Source organism: Pseudomonas sp. B21-040 (assembly GCF_024748695.1).
In the GTDB taxonomy this organism is placed as follows: domain Bacteria; phylum Pseudomonadota; class Gammaproteobacteria; order Pseudomonadales; family Pseudomonadaceae; genus Aquipseudomonas.
Map to the genome: position 1 here is coordinate 575,231 of NZ_CP087176.1, position 16,981 is coordinate 592,211.

Genomic DNA, 16,981 nt, shown 5'->3' on the forward strand with positions numbered 1-16,981 from the left:
GCGATAACGATTTCAGCGGCTCAGATACATCCGGGTTGTTAATAGATAAACCGGCAATCCCGACACAACAATCAACAGCACCGCATAAGGCGCCGCTGCCGCAAACTCCACGTTCGCGGTATGCGCCCAAACCTCTGTCGCCAGCGTATTAAGCCCGGTCGGGCTGAGCAGCAGCGTCGCCGTCAGCTCCTTCATGGCGTCCAGAAACACCAGCGCAAATGCCGCGCCCAGCGCCGGGAAGATAATCGGCAAGGTCACCCGACAAAACGCACTGAAGGACGACGCCCCCAAGGTGCGTGCCGCTTCTTCCAGTTGTGGTGCGGCCTTGTTTAGTGCCGTGCGGATCGGCGCTTGAGCCAGTGGTAGAAACAGCAGCGCATAAGCGATCAGCAACAATGCCGATGTCTGGTACAGCGCCGGCACATAGTGCAGGGCGAAATACACCAGCGTCAGCGCAATCACCAGCCCTGGCAGCGCATGCAGCAAGTACGGCAAGCGCTCGGCCCAGATTGCCAATTGCCCTTTATGGCGCACCACCAGCAGTCCGACCGGTACTGCCAGCATCAGGCACAGTGCGGCGCCACCGAGAGAGAGTGCCAGGGATGAGAGCAGGGCTTCGCCGATCGCCGCCACCGGGAATGCGGCCGATGAGCCGACCGCCAGCCAATACGCAAGCATTCCCAGCGGAATGCCACTGCCGATGATCGCCAGCGTCAAGCAATAAAGCTGTCCAGCACCTGCCCAGCGCCCCAGTCGGACCTGTTCCGCATGCCGCGCCGCGCCTTGACCGGTGCGCACGTGACGACCTTTGCCGCGCACTCGCAGTTCGAGCCACAGCAAGACCAGGCACAGCGCCAGCAATACGGCGGAGAGCATGGCGGCATTGGCATTGCTGAACTCCAGCTCGAATTGCTGATAAATCGCCGTGGTAAAGGTTTGCAGGCCAATGATTGAAAGGGCGCCGAACTCCACCAGCATGTGCAGCGCAATCAACAAGGCCCCCGCCAGTAGCGAGGGCCAGAGCAGTGGCAGGGTGATTCTGAAAAACACCCCCCAGCGATTCTGTCCCAGGGTTCGTGCGGACTCCTCCAGAGCGGGGTCGAGATTGCGCAAGGTTGCCGCCACCGGCAAAAATACCAATGGATACTTGGACAGGGTCATCACCAGGATTGCCCCGCCCAGCCCTTCGAAGTGAGCGCTCAGCGAGACCCAGGTAAAGCTGCTGACAAACGCCGGCACGGCGAACGGCAAGCAGAGAATCACGCCCCACACTCGCCGCCCGCGTAGATTGCTGCGTTCCAGCAACCAGGCCAGTGACAAACCGATCACGCCACATGACAGCGTCACCCCAGCCATCAGTGCCAGCGTATTGCGCAACAGTCCGAACACATAGGGCCGCCACAGCAAATGTAACGCCTCGGCCCAACCGGCTTGCCAGGCCTTGAGTCCCACGTACATCAGCGGCAGCAGGCTCAGCGCTACCAGCAGCAGAACCGGTAGCAGCAGCCAGATCGACGGCCGTTTGCGCCGGGGTACGTAGCCCTCGGAGGTGGGGCTGGATAGCGATGCGCTCATCAGTTCAAGCCAACATCACGTTCCAGGTCCAGCGCCTGTTCGGCGTTGCCGAGGTCGGCTGGCGTGACGTCGGGCGCTTGCAGTTCGCTGAAGGGCTTGAGGCCGCGATCCGATTCCATGCCTTTGTGCAGCGGGTATTCGGCGGTGGTCTGGGTGATCACGCGCTGACCTTCTTCGCTGGCCATATAAGCAAGGAGTTGCTGGGCTTCTTTGGGGTGTTTACTGGATTTCAATACGGCAGCGCTGGAAACAGTGATCAGCCCGCCGACGTCGCCGCCGGTGAAGTAATACAGTTTCGAATCGAGCTGACCCTTCTCGCGTTGCAGCGCGAACCAGTAATAGTTATTCACTAGTACGGTGGCGACTTCGCCATTCTCCACGGCCTTCAGGGCGACCATGTTGTTGCTGTAGGTCTTGCCAAATGCGCGCAGGCCGGTCAGCCATTCTTCGGCTGCATCCATGCCGTGCACTTTGATGATCGCGACGGCCTGTTCCTGAAAGGCGCCGCTGGTAGGCACGAAGCCGACTTTGCCTTGCCATTTCGGGTTGGAGAATTCCATTACCGACTTTGGCAGGTCCTTCTCTTCAATCAGCTTGGGGTTGTAGGCAACGACCCGGACTCTGGCCGTAATGCCAATCCAGGTGCCATTGCCGGCGACGTAGTCTTTGGGTAAAACCGCCAGCGTGGCGTCGTCGGCCTTGGCGAGCACGCCTTGTTCGCCCAGTTTGTTCAGCGGCGGCGATTCTTCGGTATAGATCACGTCGGCGGGGGAACGATCGCCTTCTTCCATGATCTGGCTGGCGAGCTGGTTGCTGCTGCCTTTGCGCACATTGACGTGGATACCGGTCTTGGCTTCGAACGCTTTGGCTATGGCGTCACCGACTTCCTTGTGTTGGCCGTTATAGAGTGTCAGGGAAACCGGGTCGGCAGCCTGGGTGAGAGGAGAGGCGAGTACCAGGCCGAGAAGCGTGAAGGTCAGGCCGCGGCGCAGGGTATTTTGAAACATCATTCGCAGGGTTCCTCACTGTCGCATTGCAAAATCTTGCAACAATGATAAACGATATTGTTTCTCAAGTGCGCCTTGCGGTGCTGGGAAGTGGCTGCTAGAGCGGCTGTCTCAGCACTTGTAGCAGCTGGCGAAGCCTGCGTCCGGCTGCGAAGCAGTCGTGAAATCAATCGATGCGGTGCACCAGAAATAACGTGAGCTCAGCTTTGACGACCGCTTCGCAGTCGGACGCAGGCTTCGCCAGCTGCTACAGGCCTGACGCGGTTTGAAGTGTTGGTTTTCAAAGGCCAGAAACGCAAAAACCCGCTTTCGCGGGTTTTTGTGAAATCCAAGGTCGTAACCTTGAATTTGAATTGGTGCCCAGAAGAAGACTCGAACTTCCACGACCTTGCGGTCACCAGCACCTGAAGCTGGCGTGTCTACCAATTTCACCATCTGGGCATTTATCACAAGCGTTGCCGCTGTTGATGTGGCGCACTATACGGAGAGCGTTTTGATCTGTAAACCCCTGATTTAGATTTAATAAATCAAACGCTTAGAATGCAAAAACCCGCTTTCGCGGGTTTTTGTGTGAGCCTTGAAATTGAACTAATCTCAAGCTCGAAATTGGTGCCCAGAAGAAGACTCGAACTTCCACGACCTTGCGGTCACCAGCACCTGAAGCTGGCGTGTCTACCAATTTCACCATCTGGGCAGTATCGGCAGCGCGTCTGCGTCGTCGATGGCGCGCACTATACGGAGCGTCTTTTTAACTGTAAACCCCCGGAATCAAAAAAACCTGGAAAATTTCGCCAGTGGTCTTCAAATCAGCTTTGCAGTGTCGATAAAGGGCTTTAGATGGGCTGTCATAGCCTGAAATTTCCCGTTTCATTACGCCTATGCCAAACTAACCCGCATATAGACAAGGTGAAAACTCTCTAATGGCCGATTGGCAGTCCCTCGATCCCGAGGCCGCTCGTGAAGCGGAAAAATATGAAAACCCTATTCCTAGCCGTGAACTGATCCTTCAGCACCTCGCTGATCGAGGTTCGCCTGCTAACCGCGAGCAACTGGTCGAAGAGTTTGGTCTGACCACGGAAGACCAGATCGAAGCCCTGCGCCGCCGCCTGCGCGCCATGGAGCGCGACGCACAACTCATCTATACCCGTCGTGGCACGTATGCGCCGGTGGACAAGCTCGACCTGATCCTGGGCCGCATCAGCGGTCACCGTGACGGCTTCGGCTTCCTGGTCCCGGACGACGGCAGTGACGACCTGTTCATGAGCCCGGCGCAAATGCGCCTGGTGTTCGATGGTGACCGTGCCCTGGCCCGTGTTTCAGGCCTCGACCGTCGCGGTCGCCGTGAAGGCATGATCGTCGAAGTGGTCTCCCGTGCTCACGAGAGCATCGTGGGTCGCTACTTCGAAGAAGGCGGTATCGGCTTCGTGGTTGCGGATAACCCGAAGATCCAGCAGGAAGTGCTGGTCACGCCGGGCCGCAATGCCAACGCCCAGATTGGTCAGTTCGTTGAAGTGAAGATCACTCACTGGCCGACCCCACGCTTCCAGCCGCAAGGCGACGTGGTCGAAGTCGTGGGCAATTACATGGCGCCGGGCATGGAAATCGATGTTGCCTTGCGCACCTACGATATTCCTCACGTCTGGCCCGAAGCGGTCTTGAAAGAAGCGGCCAAGCTCAAGCCGGAAGTCGAAGAAAAAGACAAAGAGAAGCGCATCGATCTGCGCCATCTGCCGTTTGTGACCATCGACGGTGAAGATGCGCGCGACTTCGATGACGCGGTTTACTGCGAATCCAAGCCGGGCAAGCTGCGCCTGTTCTCCGGCGGTTGGAAGTTGTACGTGGCGATTGCCGACGTTTCCAGCTATGTGAAACTCGGTTCGGCACTGGATGCAGAGGCTCAGGTTCGCGGTAACTCGGTGTATTTCCCCGAGCGCGTGATCCCGATGCTGCCAGAGCAACTGTCCAACGGCCTGTGCTCGCTGAACCCTCAAGTCGATCGTTTGGCCATGGTTTGCGAGATGACCATCTCCAAGTCCGGCGAAATGACCGACTACTGCTTCTACGAAGCGGTTATTCACTCCCATGCCCGTCTGACCTACAACAAGGTCAGCGCCATGCTCGAAACGCCGAAAGCCACCGAGGGGCGCAAGCTGCGCGGTGAGTACACCGACGTTGTGCCGCACCTCAAGCAGCTGTACTCGCTGTACAAGGTGTTGTTGGCGGCCCGTCATGTGCGTGGCGCGATCGATTTCGAAACGCAGGAAACCCGAATCATCTTCGGGACCGAGCGCAAGATTGCCGAAATCCGTCCAACCGTTCGCAACGATGCACACAAGCTGATTGAGGAATGCATGCTGGCGGCCAACGTGGCCACCGCCGAATTCCTGAAAAAGCACGAAATCCCGGCGCTGTACCGCGTCCACGATGGTCCGCCACCGGAGCGTCTGGAAAAACTGCGGGCCTTCCTTGGCGAACTCGGCCTGTCCCTGCACAAAGGCAAGGACGGTCCGTCGCCGAAGGATTACCAGGCATTGCTGGCAGGTATCAAGGATCGTCCGGATTTCCACCTGATCCAGACCGTCATGCTGCGTTCGTTGAGTCAGGCAGTGTATAGCGCGGATAACCAGGGCCACTTCGGCCTGAATTACGAAGCCTATACCCACTTCACCTCGCCGATCCGCCGCTACCCGGACTTGCTCACGCACCGGGCGATTCGCAGCGTTATCCATTCCAAGCAGGATACCCCGCACGTTCGCCGTGCTGGTGCGATGAGCATTCCGAAGGCGCGTATCTATCCGTACGACGAGGCGGCCCTCGAGCAACTCGGCGAGCAGTGCTCGATGAGCGAGCGCCGTGCGGACGAAGCCACTCGCGACGTGGTGAACTGGCTCAAGTGCGAGTTCATGAAGGACCGCGTTGGCGAGTCGTTCCCGGGTGTGATTACCGCCGTGACCGGTTTTGGCTTGTTCGTCGAGCTGACAGACATTTATGTCGAAGGCCTGGTGCACGTCACCGCGCTGCCGGGCGATTACTACCACTTCGATCCTGTGCATCACCGCCTGGCCGGTGAGCGTACCGGCCGCAGCTTCCGCCTCGGCGATACCGTTGAAGTGCGCGTGATGCGCGTTGACCTCGACGAGCGCAAGATCGACTTTGAGATGGCTGAAAAAACCATCAGCGCGCCGATTGGCCGCAAGAAGCGCGGTACTGAAGCTACAGCGCCAGCCGCCTCTGCAAAATCAGCGGCAGAGCCGGCCCCGGCGAAAACCGGTCGTCGTCCTGCCAAGGAAAAGGCTCCAGAAGCCTATCGCCCAAGCGATGCGGCGGCGAAAAACGCCGAGCTGCGCAAAAGTCGTGAAATGAAACAGGCGTTGCTGTCTGAAGCGAAAAGCGGCGGTAAAGCGGCGTCTGGGGGAAAGACCGGACGGTCGGCGCCTGACAAGGCCCCCGGCGGCAAGCCAGCAAAACCAAGCAAACACCGTAAAGGCCCGCCAAAAGCGGGTTCGGCCCCGGCTGCCAAAAGTGGCGGGGCGCGTAAACCGAAGGCGAAGTCATGAGTCAGTTGGAAAAGATCTACGGCGTGCATGCGGTAGAAGCGTTGCTGCGTCACCACCCGAAACGCGTCAAGCAAATCTGGCTGGCTGAAGGTCGCAGTGATCCGCGTGTGCAAACGCTGATCGCGCTCGCTGCCGAAAACCGCGTGGCCGTCGGCAATGCCGAGCGCCGTGAGCTGGATGCCTGGGTTGAAGGCGTGCACCAAGGCGTGGTGGCGGACGTGAGTCCGAGCCAAGTCTGGGGTGAGGCGATGCTCGACGAGCTGCTGGATCGCACCGACGGAGCACCGCTGTTGCTGGTGCTCGATGGTGTGACCGACCCGCACAACCTGGGTGCTTGCCTGCGGTCGGCCGATGCGGCCGGTGCGCTGGCGGTGATCGTGCCGAAGGACAAATCAGCGACGCTGACGCCGACGGTGCGAAAAGTGGCGTGTGGCGCGGCGGAAGTGATTCCGTTGGTCGCCGTGACCAACCTGGCGCGCACCCTGGAAAAACTCAAGCAGCGTGGCTTGTGGGTCGTCGGTACGGCGGGTGAAGCCGAGCAGAGTCTGTATCAGCAAGACATGACCGGCCCGACCATCCTGATCATGGGGGCTGAGGGCAGCGGCATGCGTCGCCTGACTCGCGATCTTTGCGATTACCTGGTGCACCTGCCGATGGCCGGCAGCGTCAGCAGCCTCAACGTTTCCGTGGCGACTGGCGTGTGCCTGTTCGAGGCTCAGCGTCAGCGTAGCGTCAAAGCTGCCGGGGCTTCCAAGAAGTCCTGATCCGGTTGTAGTCCCTGTGGGAGCGAACCTGCTCGCGAAAGCGGCGTAACATTCAGCATCAATGTTGAAAGTTATGCCCCCTTCGCGAGCAGTCTCGCTCCCACAGTGTTTTGTGTCTGGGCAAAGATCGATGGTTGTTCAAATAATCACCAATTGCCTTGCACCTCTTCTGTCCCTTCTCTACAATTGCGCCCCTTGCTGTGACGGCAGGCACGCATGTGTCTATCGCAAGCAAGTCCATAAGTGTCATTCACTCCTTGTCTGACCGCTTTTGAGCGGCAGGCTACAACCCGTAAGGAGCATTCATGCGTCATTACGAAATCATCTTTTTGGTCCACCCGGATCAAAGCGAGCAAGTCGGCGGCATGGTTGAGCGTTACACCAAGCTGATCGAAGAAGACGGCGGCAAAATCCACCGTCTGGAAGATTGGGGCCGTCGTCAACTGGCCTACGCAATCAACAATGTTCACAAGGCTCACTACGTGATGCTGAACGTTGAGTGCACTGGCAAGGCCCTGGCCGAGCTGGAAGACAACTTCCGCTACAACGATGCAGTGATCCGTAACCTGGTCATCCGTCGCGAAGAAGCCGTTACCGGCCAATCCGAGATGCTCAAGGCTGAAGAAAACCGCAGTGAGCGCCGTGAGCGTCGCGACCGTCCTGAGCACTCCGACGCCGAAGGCGTTGATGGTGATGACAGCGACAACAGCGATAACGCTGACGAGTAATCCACGGACCTTTTAAGGAGCCTATCAAATGGCACGTTTCTTCCGTCGTCGTAAATTCTGCCGCTTCACCGCTGAAGACGTGAAAGAGATCGATTACAAAGATCTCAACACTCTGAAAGCTTATGTATCCGAGACCGGCAAAATCGTTCCAAGCCGCATCACCGGTACCAAAGCACGTTATCAGCGTCAGCTGGCCACCGCTATCAAGCGCGCCCGCTTCCTGGCCCTGCTGGCCTACACCGACAGCCACGGCCGCTGAGACCGGGCAGTCGACTCGTAGCAAAGGATTGAATGCATGCGCGCCATAGCTGAGTTCATCATGCGCGGCCGCATGCAGGCCACTCTCGTAGTGGCTGGATGCGTAACATTGCCGTTGTTGTATTGGTTGGGTGCTGCCGCAGGATGCCTTGTGCTTCTGCGGCGCGGATTGAAGGACGCCGTTGGCGTCCTTGCCCTGGGAATGCTGCCGGCGTTGATCTGGTGGCTTTACTCGGATGACCCTCGGGCACTTCTGGTGCTGTTGGGTTCTTCGAGCCTTGCGTTGGTTTTGCGCGCAAGCGAATCCTGGGACCGCGTGCTGCTGGTCAGCATAGCGATGGGAGTGGTGTTTTCGGTGGTGCTGGGGGCGACTTTTGGTCCCCAAATCGAGATGCTGGCGCAGGCGTTGATAAAAGTCATGCCGTCGCTACTCGGTGATGTCTACGAGAAGTTATCGGTAGACGAGCAAGCGCATTTTGCGTCCCTGATTGCACCGGTCCTGACCGGCCTGATTGCGGCATTGTTGCAAATCGTCAGTGTGCTGAGCCTGATTGTCGGGCGCTACTGGCAGGCGTTGTTGTACAACCCGGGTGGTTTTGGTCGCGAGTTTCGCGCCATCCGTTTCCCGTTTTTGCCGGCGATGTTGCTGCTGGCGTGCATGCTTCTGGGGCCGAACATCGGTCCACAGATGGCCATGTTAACGCCGTTGTGCAGCGTACCGCTGGTGTTCGCCGGGCTGGCCCTGATTCACGGGCTGGTGGCGCAAAAGCGACTGGCCAGGTTCTGGCTGGTGGGGTTGTACGTCACGCTGTTGCTGTTCATGCAGCTGATCTATCCGTTGCTGGTGGTCTTGGCCATCGTCGACAGCCTGATTGATTTTCGCGGTCGTTCGGCACCGAAAGATGCCGATAACGCGAACGGTGAAGGTTAAAAGTTAAGAGGATTTTCACATGCAACTGATCCTTCTGGAAAAAGTCACCAACCTGGGCAACCTGGGTGACAAAGTGAACGTTAAGGCTGGTTACGGTCGTAACTACCTGCTGCCTTACGGCAAAGCTACCGCTGCGACCCCAGCCAACCTGGCTGCGTTCGAAGAGCGTCGCGCTGAGCTGGAAAAAGCCGCAGCAGACCGTAAGACTTCGGCTGAAAACCGCGCCGCCCAACTGGCTGAGCTGGAAGTGACTATCACTGCCACCGCTGGTGACGAAGGCAAGCTGTTCGGTTCGATCGGCACCCACGACATCGCTGATGCACTGACCGCCTCTGGCGTTGAAGTTGCAAAAAGCGAAGTTCGTCTGCCGAACGGCACCATCCGCAACGTAGGCGAATTCGACGTAGCCGTGCACCTGCACGCCGAAGTTGAAGCCACCGTACGCGTTGTCGTGGTAGCAGCTTAAGCAACACCAGATCGGCTGGCGGCTTGCCCGTCAGACGGTTAACATCGGGCACGATCCTGTTTACAGGTCGTGCCCTTTGTCTTTCTGAAACCTCCAATTTCAAGTGGCCATGAACGATATCTCCGCTCCCGAGCAATATGATCTGCAAACCGCTTCCCTGAAGGTGCCTCCGCACTCCATCGAGGCCGAACAGGCTGTGCTCGGTGGCTTGATGCTGGACAACAACGCCTGGGAACGCGTGCTCGATCAAGTGTCGGACGGCGATTTCTATCGACATGACCATCGCCTGATCTTCCGCGCGATTGCCAAGCTGGCAGACCAGAACTCGCCGATCGACGTCGTGACCCTTGCCGAGCAATTGGACAAGGAAGGTCAGACATCGCAAGTTGGTGGCCTCGGCTACCTGGGTGAGCTGGCAAAAAACACGCCGTCCGTCGCCAACATCAAGGCTTACGCACAGATCGTTCGCGCTCGGGCAACCTTGCGCCAGCTAATCGGTATCGCTACCGAAATTGCCGACAGCGCGTTCAACCCGGAAGGCCGTACGGCTGAAGAGATTCTCGACGAAGCCGAACGGCAGATCTTCCAGATCGCCGAGGCCCGGCCAAAAACCGGCGGCCCGGTGAGCGTGAATGACCTGCTGACCAAGGCCATCGACCGCATCGATACGCTGTTCAACACCGACAACGCCATCACCGGCCTATCCACTGGCTACACCGACCTCGACGAGAAAACCAGCGGCCTGCAGCCGTCCGACCTGATCATCGTCGCCGGCCGTCCGTCCATGGGTAAAACCACCTTTGCGATGAACCTGGTGGAAAACGCCGTGTTGCGCAGCGACAAGTGCGTACTGGTTTACTCGCTGGAAATGCCAGGTGAATCGCTGATCATGCGTATGTTGTCGTCCCTGGGCCGTATCGACCAGACCAAGGTCCGCGCCGGTCGCCTGGATGACGACGATTGGCCGCGCCTGACCTCGGCGGTCAACCTGCTCAACGATCGCAAGCTGTTCATCGACGATACGGCCGGTATCAGCCCATCGGAGATGCGTGCGCGGACTCGCCGATTGGTGCGAGAGCACGGCGACGTCGCCCTGATCATGATCGACTACCTGCAATTGATGCAGATCCCAGGTTCCGGCGGTGACAACCGGACCAACGAGATTTCCGAGATCTCCCGTTCCTTGAAAGCCCTGGCCAAGGAATTCAACTGCCCGGTAGTGGCGCTGTCGCAGCTCAACCGTTCCCTGGAACAACGACCGAACAAACGCCCGATCAACTCCGACCTCCGGGAATCCGGAGCGATCGAGCAGGATGCTGACGTGATCATGTTCGTGTACCGGGATGAGGTGTATCACCCGGAAACCGAGCACAAAGGCATCGCCGAGATCATCATCGGCAAGCAGCGGAACGGTCCGATCGGCACGTCACGCCTGGCGTTCATCGGCAAATACACCCGCTTCGAAAACCTGGCGCCGGGTAGCTACAACTTCGACGACGAGTAAGTTACTCCGCGTCTGATGTGGCCTCATCGCGAGCAAGCTTTGCTCCTACAGGTGTTCGCAAACCGCCTGTAGGAGCAAAGCTTGCTCGCGATGAACGATAACGCAGTCCTCGTTCATGCGCCGCGTTTGAGCCAACACCAATTTCCGACCATAGCCGTCGGAATTGGTTATTTTTTGTGCTATATTCCGCGCCCGCGATTTTTCATCTCAACACCGGTCATCGTCATGCAAACAGCCAAGCCGTTATTTGACTATCCCAAGTACTGGGCCGAATGCTTCGGTCCAGCGCCATTCCTGCCGATGAGCAGGGAGGAGATGGATCAGCTTGGCTGGGATTCCTGCGACATCATCATCGTCACCGGTGATGCGTACGTTGACCATCCGTCGTTCGGCATGGCGATTATCGGCCGGCTGCTGGAGTCGCAAGGCTTCCGCGTCGGGATCATTGCCCAGCCGGACTGGCAGTCCAAAGACGACTTCATGAAACTCGGCGAGCCGAACCTGTTCTTCGGTGTCGCGGCCGGCAACATGGACTCGATGATCAACCGCTACACCGCCGACAAGAAAATCCGTTCCGATGACGCCTACACCCCTGGCGGCATGGCGGGCAAACGTCCGGACCGCGCCAGCCTGGTTTACAGCCAGCGCTGCAAGGAAGCCTACAAAAACGTGCCGATCGTGCTCGGTGGCATCGAAGCTTCCCTGCGCCGCATCGCCCACTACGATTACTGGCAGGACCGGGTTCGCAACTCGATCCTGATCGACGCCTGCGCCGATATCCTGCTTTACGGTAACGCCGAACGTGCCATCGTCGAAGTCGCCCAGCGTCTGTCCTACGGTCACAAAATCGAAGACATCACCGATGTGCGCGGTACCGCGTTCATCCGTCGCGATACGCCGAAAGACTGGTACGAAGTCGACTCCACGCGTATCGACCGTCCGGGCAAGATCGACAAGATCATCAACCCGTACGTGAACACCCAGGACACCCAGGCCTGCGCCATCGAGCAGGAAAAAGGTCCGGTTGAAGATCCGACTGAAGCCAAGGTCGTGCAGATCCTGGCCAGCCCGAAAATGACCCGCGACAAGACTGTGATTCGTCTGCCGTCGGTTGAGAAAGTCCGTGGCGACGCGGTTCTTTATGCTCACGCCAACCGTGTGCTTCACCTGGAAACCAACCCGGGCAACGCCCGTGCGCTGGTGCAGAAGCACGGCGAAGTCGATGTCTGGTTCAATCCGCCGCCGATTCCGATGACCACCGAAGAAATGGACTACGTGTTCGGCATGCCTTATGCGCGCATACCGCACCCGGCGTACGGCAAGGAAAAGATCCCGGCCTACGACATGATCCGTTTCTCGGTGAATATCATGCGTGGCTGCTTCGGCGGCTGCACCTTCTGTTCGATCACCGAGCACGAAGGCCGGATCATCCAGAACCGCTCCGAAGAGTCGATCATTCGCGAAATCGAAGAGATCCGCGACAAGGTGCCGGGTTTCACCGGCGTCATTTCCGACCTCGGCGGCCCGACCGCGAACATGTACCGCATTGCCTGCAAGAGCCCGGAAATCGAATCCGCGTGCCGCAAGCCATCGTGCGTGTTCCCTGGCATCTGCCCGAACCTGAACACCGACCACTCGTCGCTGATTCAGCTGTATCGCAGCGCCCGTGCCTTGCCGGGTGTGAAGAAGATTTTGATCGCTTCCGGCCTGCGTTACGACCTCGCGGTCGAGTCGCCGGAATATGTCAAGGAGCTGGTGACCCACCACGTTGGTGGTTACCTGAAGATCGCCCCGGAACATACCGAGGAAGGTCCGCTCAACCAGATGATGAAACCGGGCATCGGCAGCTATGACAAGTTCAAGCGCATGTTCGAGAAGTACTCCAAGGAAGCCGGGAAAGAGCAGTACCTGATTCCGTACTTCATCGCCGCCCACCCGGGCACCACCGATGAAGACATGATGAACCTGGCACTGTGGCTCAAGGGCAACGGCTTCCGTGCCGACCAGGTGCAGGCGTTCTACCCGTCGCCGATGGCTACTGCCACCGCGATGTACCACTCGGGCAAGAACCCGCTGCGCAAGGTCACCTACAAGTCTGACGCGGTTACCATCGTCAAGAGCGAAGAGCAGCGTCGTCTGCACAAAGCGTTCTTGCGTTATCACGACCCGAAAGGCTGGCCGATGCTGCGTGAAGCGCTGACCCGTATGGGCCGCGCCGATCTGATTGGACCGGGCAAGAACCAGTTGATCCCGCTGCACCAGCCGTCGACCGACAGCTACCAGAGCGCCCGTCGCAAAAACTCGACACCGGCCGGTAGCCACAAGGTTGCAGGTGAAAAGACCACCAAGATCCTCACCCAGCACACCGGTCTGCCACCACGTGCCAGCGATGGTGCTAACCCGTGGGACAAGCGTGAACAGGCCAAGGCTGCGGCGTTCGCCCGCAACCAGCAGGCGGCCAAGGAGCGCAAGGACGCAGCCAAAGGCAAAGGTCCTAAACCCGCCCGCAAGCCAGTCGTACCGCGCTAAGTCGCGCTTGAACTGAACAGAACGCCAACCTGATCGTTCCCATGCTCCGCGTGGGAATGCCTCTAGGGACGCTCCGCGTCCAGTGACGCGGAGCGTCACGGGCTACATTCCCACGCGGGAGCGTGGGAACGATCACGCCCACCCCCCTTCCTCGCAACATTTGCGTGCAACTGCGCCCAACCTATTTCCCGCATCGCCCGATTTTGGTGCTGTACTGCCTCAAGCAAATGGAGAAAGCGCCAGCGTTGCCGCGATGGCATAAGTCTTGCGCGCTTTCAAATACGCTTAGGGCTCGCAGGAGGCACGCCGTGTCGATTCATGTCGCATTGCACCACGTCACTCATTACCGCTATGACCGCGCTGTCGAGTTGGGGCCGCAGATCGTTCGCCTGCGCCCAGCCGCCCACAGTCGCACGCGGATACTGTCCTACGCGCTGAAAGTCTCGCCCGAGCAGCACTTCATCAACTGGCAACAAGACCCCCAGGGTAATTACCTGGCGCGGTTGGTGTTCCCGGAGAAAACCGATGAACTGCGGATCGAAGTCGATCTGCTCGCGGAAATGGCGGTCTTCAATCCGTTCGACTTCTTCCTTGAGCCCTACGCGGAGAAAATCCCTTTCGCCTACGCCGCCGACGAGCGCAAAGAGCTGGCGCCGTACCTGGAAACCTTGCCCCTGACGCCGACGTTCAAAACCTACCTGGACGGCATTGACCGCACGCCGCTGCCCAGCGTGGATTTTCTGGTTGCGCTGAACCAGCGCCTGAGCGAAGACATTGGCTATCTGATTCGCATGGAGCCGGGCGTACAAACGCCCGAGCACACCCTCGAGCAGGCCTCCGGCTCCTGCCGCGACTCGGCATGGCTGCTGGTGCAACTGCTGCGTAACCTCGGCCTGGCGGCGCGTTTCGTCTCGGGCTACCTGATTCAACTCACCGCCGACGTCAAAAGCCTCGACGGTCCGTCTGGCACTGAAGTGGACTTCACCGACCTGCACGCGTGGTGTGAGGTGTACTTGCCCGGTGCCGGCTGGATCGGCCTGGATGCGACGTCAGGGCTGTTTGCCGGTGAAGGACACATTCCGTTGGCGTGCAGTCCTGATCCTGGCTCTGCAGCGCCGATCAGTGGCTTGGTCGAACCGTGCGAATGCGAGTTCACCCACGAAATGTCCGTTGAACGGATCTGGGAAGCGCCACGGGTCACAAAACCCTACACCGACGATCAATGGCAGGCGATCCAGGCATTGGGTCGGCAAATCGATGCCGACTTGTTGGAGGGTGACGTGCGCCTGACCATGGGCGGCGAGCCGACATTTGTGTCCATCGATGACCCGGACGGCGCCGAATGGAACACCGCTGCGCTGGGGCCGGACAAGCGTCGCCTGTCCGCCGAGCTGTTCCAGCGCATGCGCAAACATTACGCCCCCAAAGGCCTGGTGCATTTCGGTCAGGGTAAGTGGTACCCCGGCGAGCAACTGCCGCGCTGGTCACTGAACTGCTATTGGCGCCGTGATGGCGTGCCGATCTGGCACAACGGTGCGTTGATTGCCGATGAGCAGGAAGACTACGGCGCCGATGGCGCACTGGCCGGACGGTTTCTGGCGAGTGTGGCCGAGCGCTTGAAGATTCCCACACGCTATGTATTCGCGGCCTACGAAGACAATTTCTATTACCTCTGGCGTGAGGGCACATTGCCGCAAAACGTCAGCGCCGAAGACTCACGACTGGAAGAACCGTTGGAGCGTGCGCGACTGCGCAAGGTCTTCAGCCAAGGCCTGGATAAAGTCATCGGCCATGTGCTGCCATTGGCGCGCACTGCCAAGGGCGATCAATGGCAAAGCGGCCGCTGGTATTTGCGTGAGGAACATTGCCGATTGGTGCCAGGGGATTCGCCGCTGGGCTACCGCTTGCCACTCGGCTCGCAACCCTGGGTCAAAGCGGCGGAGTACCCGTTCATTCATCCCGCGGATCCGAATCAGGATTTCCCGGCGCTGCCCGACACCGCACAACTGCAAAGCCAGGGCACTGGCGCGGTCACCGAAGAGCGAGAGCCAAAGATTGACGAGTCCGCCGACTGGCTGACCCGCACGGCCTTCTGCGCTGAGGCCCGGGAAGGGCGGTTGTACTTGTTCATGCCACCGCTGGAACGGGTCGAGGATTACCTGGAGCTGGTCAGCGCCATCGAAGCTACCGCTGAAGAATTACATTGCCCGGTGTTGCTGGAAGGCTATGAGCCGCCGAGCGATCCGCGCCTGAGCAATTTCCGGATCACCCCGGATCCCGGCGTGATCGAGGTCAACGTGCAACCGTCCGCGAACTGGGATGAATTGGTCGAGCGCACCGAATTTTTGTACGAAGAAGCGCGCCAGACCCGATTGACCACCGAAAAATTCATGATCGATGGCCGGCACACGGGAACCGGTGGCGGTAACCATTTCGTGTTGGGCGGCGCGACCCCGGCGGACTCACCGTTCCTGCGTCGCCCCGATCTGCTGCGTAGCCTGATCAGCTACTGGCATAACCATCCGTCCCTGTCCTACCTGTTTTCCGGGTTGTTCATCGGCCCGACGTCTCAGGCGCCGCGCGTCGATGAGGCGCGCAACGATGCCTTGTATGAGCTGGAAATCGCATTCGCCCAGATGCCCGACCCCGGCGAGGAGTGCGCGCCGTGGTTGGTGGATCGGCTGCTGCGTAACCTGCTGATCGACGTGACCGGCAACACTCACCGGGCCGAATTCTGCATCGACAAACTCTATTCGCCGGACGGTGCTACCGGACGCCTCGGATTGCTGGAGTTGCGTGCCTTTGAAATGCCGCCGCATGCACGCATGAGCCTGGCGCAGCAGTTGTTATTGCGGGCACTGGTGGCGCGGTTCTGGCGCGAACCCTATGCGCCGCCGAAACTGGCGCGTTGGGGCACGGAGTTGCACGACCGTTTCCTGTTGCCGCACTTCATCGAACAGGATTTCGCCGATGTGATCGTTGATCTCAATGCGGCCGGTTACCCGGTGCGGGCCGAGTGGTTCGCCGCGCATCTGGAGTTCCGTTTTCCCAAGGTCGGCGATTACGCGGTCAGTGGCATTGAGCTGCAATTGCGTCAGGCGCTGGAGCCCTGGCATGTGCTGGGCGAGGAGGGGGCGGTCGGCGGCACGGTGCGCTATGTGGATTCGTCGCTGGAGCGCTTGCAAGTCAAGCTCACAGGGCTGGCGCCGCAACGTTATCTGCTGACCTGCAATGGCGTTGCGGTGCCGTTGCAACCCACGGGGCGGGTCGGCGAGTTTGTCGCCGGCGTGCGTTTTCGCGCCTGGCAACCGGCCAACTGCCTGCACCCGACCATCCCGGTCCATGCGCCGTTGGTGTTCGACCTGCTCGACACCTGGATGCAACGTTCACTGGGCGGCTGCCAGTACCACGTGGCCCATCCGGGTGGGCGCAACTACGACAGCCTGCCGGTGAACGCCAACGAGGCCGAGAGCCGGCGAATGGCGCGGTTTTTCCGCATCGGACACACGCCAGGGAAACTTCCTGTACCGAATGTGGAAATGAGCGACGAGCTGCCGATGACACTCGATTTGCGACGTTTCTAAACCGTACACGACGCTCGGACTTTTCGTATATCCGGGCGTCATGTGCCTGCGCTAGTCTGACCGTTCCTTGCTGTCTGC

11 protein-coding genes and 2 tRNA genes are annotated in these 16,981 nt (G+C 59.3%); 9 read left to right on the forward strand and 4 right to left on the reverse strand.

The window, feature by feature from the left end; all coding sequences use genetic code 11:
- Positions 1-12 precede the first annotated feature (12 nt).
- From LOY55_RS02565 to LOY55_RS02580, 4 genes are all read right to left on the reverse strand, one after another.
- The gene (locus tag LOY55_RS02565; RefSeq protein ID WP_223525410.1) at positions 13-1,575 is read right to left on the reverse strand and encodes an iron ABC transporter permease; all 1,563 of its coding nucleotides are present in this window, start codon (positions 1,573-1,575) and stop codon (positions 13-15) included.
- Positions 1,575-2,585 (reverse strand): extracellular solute-binding protein, encoded by a 1,011-nt coding sequence (locus LOY55_RS02570; RefSeq protein ID WP_109785443.1) that lies wholly within the window; start codon positions 2,583-2,585, stop codon positions 1,575-1,577. The genes LOY55_RS02565 and LOY55_RS02570 overlap by 1 nt, the downstream gene beginning before the upstream one ends.
- Positions 2,586-2,936: 351 nt before the next feature.
- Positions 2,937-3,023: transfer RNA gene (locus tag LOY55_RS02575), tRNA-Leu, on the reverse strand.
- Between the two features lie 166 nt (positions 3,024-3,189).
- Positions 3,190-3,276, reverse strand: a tRNA-Leu gene (locus LOY55_RS02580).
- A gap of 226 nt (positions 3,277-3,502) precedes the next feature.
- Here LOY55_RS02580 and rnr point away from each other — a divergent pair.
- The 9 genes from rnr (at position 3,503) to LOY55_RS02625 (ending at position 16,903) form a co-directional block, all read left to right on the forward strand.
- Entirely contained in the window at positions 3,503-6,139 is a 2,637-nt protein-coding gene (gene rnr / locus LOY55_RS02585) for a ribonuclease R (protein WP_109785444.1), read from the forward strand.
- The gene (gene rlmB, locus LOY55_RS02590) at positions 6,136-6,903 is read left to right on the forward strand and encodes a 23S rRNA (guanosine(2251)-2'-O)-methyltransferase RlmB (protein WP_109785445.1); all 768 of its coding nucleotides are present in this window, start codon (positions 6,136-6,138) and stop codon (positions 6,901-6,903) included. Before rnr ends, rlmB begins: the two co-directional genes overlap by 4 nt.
- A gap of 305 nt (positions 6,904-7,208) precedes the next feature.
- Positions 7,209-7,631 carry a 30S ribosomal protein S6 gene (gene rpsF / locus LOY55_RS02595; protein WP_008035342.1) on the forward strand — a complete coding sequence of 141 codons (423 nt, stop codon included), beginning with the start codon at positions 7,209-7,211 and terminating at the stop codon, positions 7,629-7,631.
- Positions 7,632-7,659: 28 nt separating this feature from the next.
- Complete coding sequence (rpsR, locus tag LOY55_RS02600; protein WP_002551829.1) at positions 7,660-7,890, forward strand: 30S ribosomal protein S18; 231 nt, start codon at positions 7,660-7,662, stop codon at positions 7,888-7,890.
- Between the two features lie 36 nt (positions 7,891-7,926).
- Positions 7,927-8,820 (forward strand): hypothetical protein, encoded by an 894-nt coding sequence (locus LOY55_RS02605; RefSeq protein WP_109785446.1) that lies wholly within the window; start codon positions 7,927-7,929, stop codon positions 8,818-8,820.
- 19 nt (positions 8,821-8,839) lie between these two features.
- Positions 8,840-9,286, forward strand: a complete 447-nt coding sequence (rplI, locus tag LOY55_RS02610; RefSeq protein ID WP_046028423.1) for a 50S ribosomal protein L9 — start codon at positions 8,840-8,842, stop codon at positions 9,284-9,286.
- Between the two features lie 109 nt (positions 9,287-9,395).
- Entirely contained in the window at positions 9,396-10,790 is a 1,395-nt protein-coding gene (dnaB, locus tag LOY55_RS02615) for a replicative DNA helicase (protein ID WP_007947521.1), read from the forward strand.
- Between the two features lie 225 nt (positions 10,791-11,015).
- A complete protein-coding gene (locus tag LOY55_RS02620) occupies positions 11,016-13,319 on the forward strand; it encodes a YgiQ family radical SAM protein (RefSeq protein ID WP_109785532.1) in 2,304 nt (767 codons plus the stop codon).
- A gap of 308 nt (positions 13,320-13,627) precedes the next feature.
- Complete coding sequence (locus tag LOY55_RS02625; RefSeq protein ID WP_109785447.1) at positions 13,628-16,903, forward strand: DUF2126 domain-containing protein; 3,276 nt, start codon at positions 13,628-13,630, stop codon at positions 16,901-16,903.
- The last annotated feature ends 78 nt before the right edge of the window (positions 16,904-16,981 follow it).

Coding starts and splice junctions, on each gene's coding strand:
- LOY55_RS02620 (WP_109785532.1), top strand. CDS start 11,016: ATGCAAACAGCCAAGCCGTTATTTGACTATCCCAAGTACTGGGCCGAA.
- rnr (WP_109785444.1), top strand. CDS start 3,503: ATGGCCGATTGGCAGTCCCTCGATCCCGAGGCCGCTCGTGAAGCGGAA.
- rpsF (WP_008035342.1), top strand. CDS start 7,209: ATGCGTCATTACGAAATCATCTTTTTGGTCCACCCGGATCAAAGCGAG.
- dnaB (WP_007947521.1), top strand. CDS start 9,396: ATGAACGATATCTCCGCTCCCGAGCAATATGATCTGCAAACCGCTTCC.
- rpsR (WP_002551829.1), top strand. CDS start 7,660: ATGGCACGTTTCTTCCGTCGTCGTAAATTCTGCCGCTTCACCGCTGAA.
- rlmB (WP_109785445.1), top strand. CDS start 6,136: ATGAGTCAGTTGGAAAAGATCTACGGCGTGCATGCGGTAGAAGCGTTG.
- rplI (WP_046028423.1), top strand. CDS start 8,840: ATGCAACTGATCCTTCTGGAAAAAGTCACCAACCTGGGCAACCTGGGT.
- LOY55_RS02570 (WP_109785443.1), bottom strand. CDS start 2,585: ATGATGTTTCAAAATACCCTGCGCCGCGGCCTGACCTTCACGCTTCTC.
- LOY55_RS02565 (WP_223525410.1), bottom strand. CDS start 1,575: ATGAGCGCATCGCTATCCAGCCCCACCTCCGAGGGCTACGTACCCCGG.
- LOY55_RS02605 (WP_109785446.1), top strand. CDS start 7,927: ATGCGCGCCATAGCTGAGTTCATCATGCGCGGCCGCATGCAGGCCACT.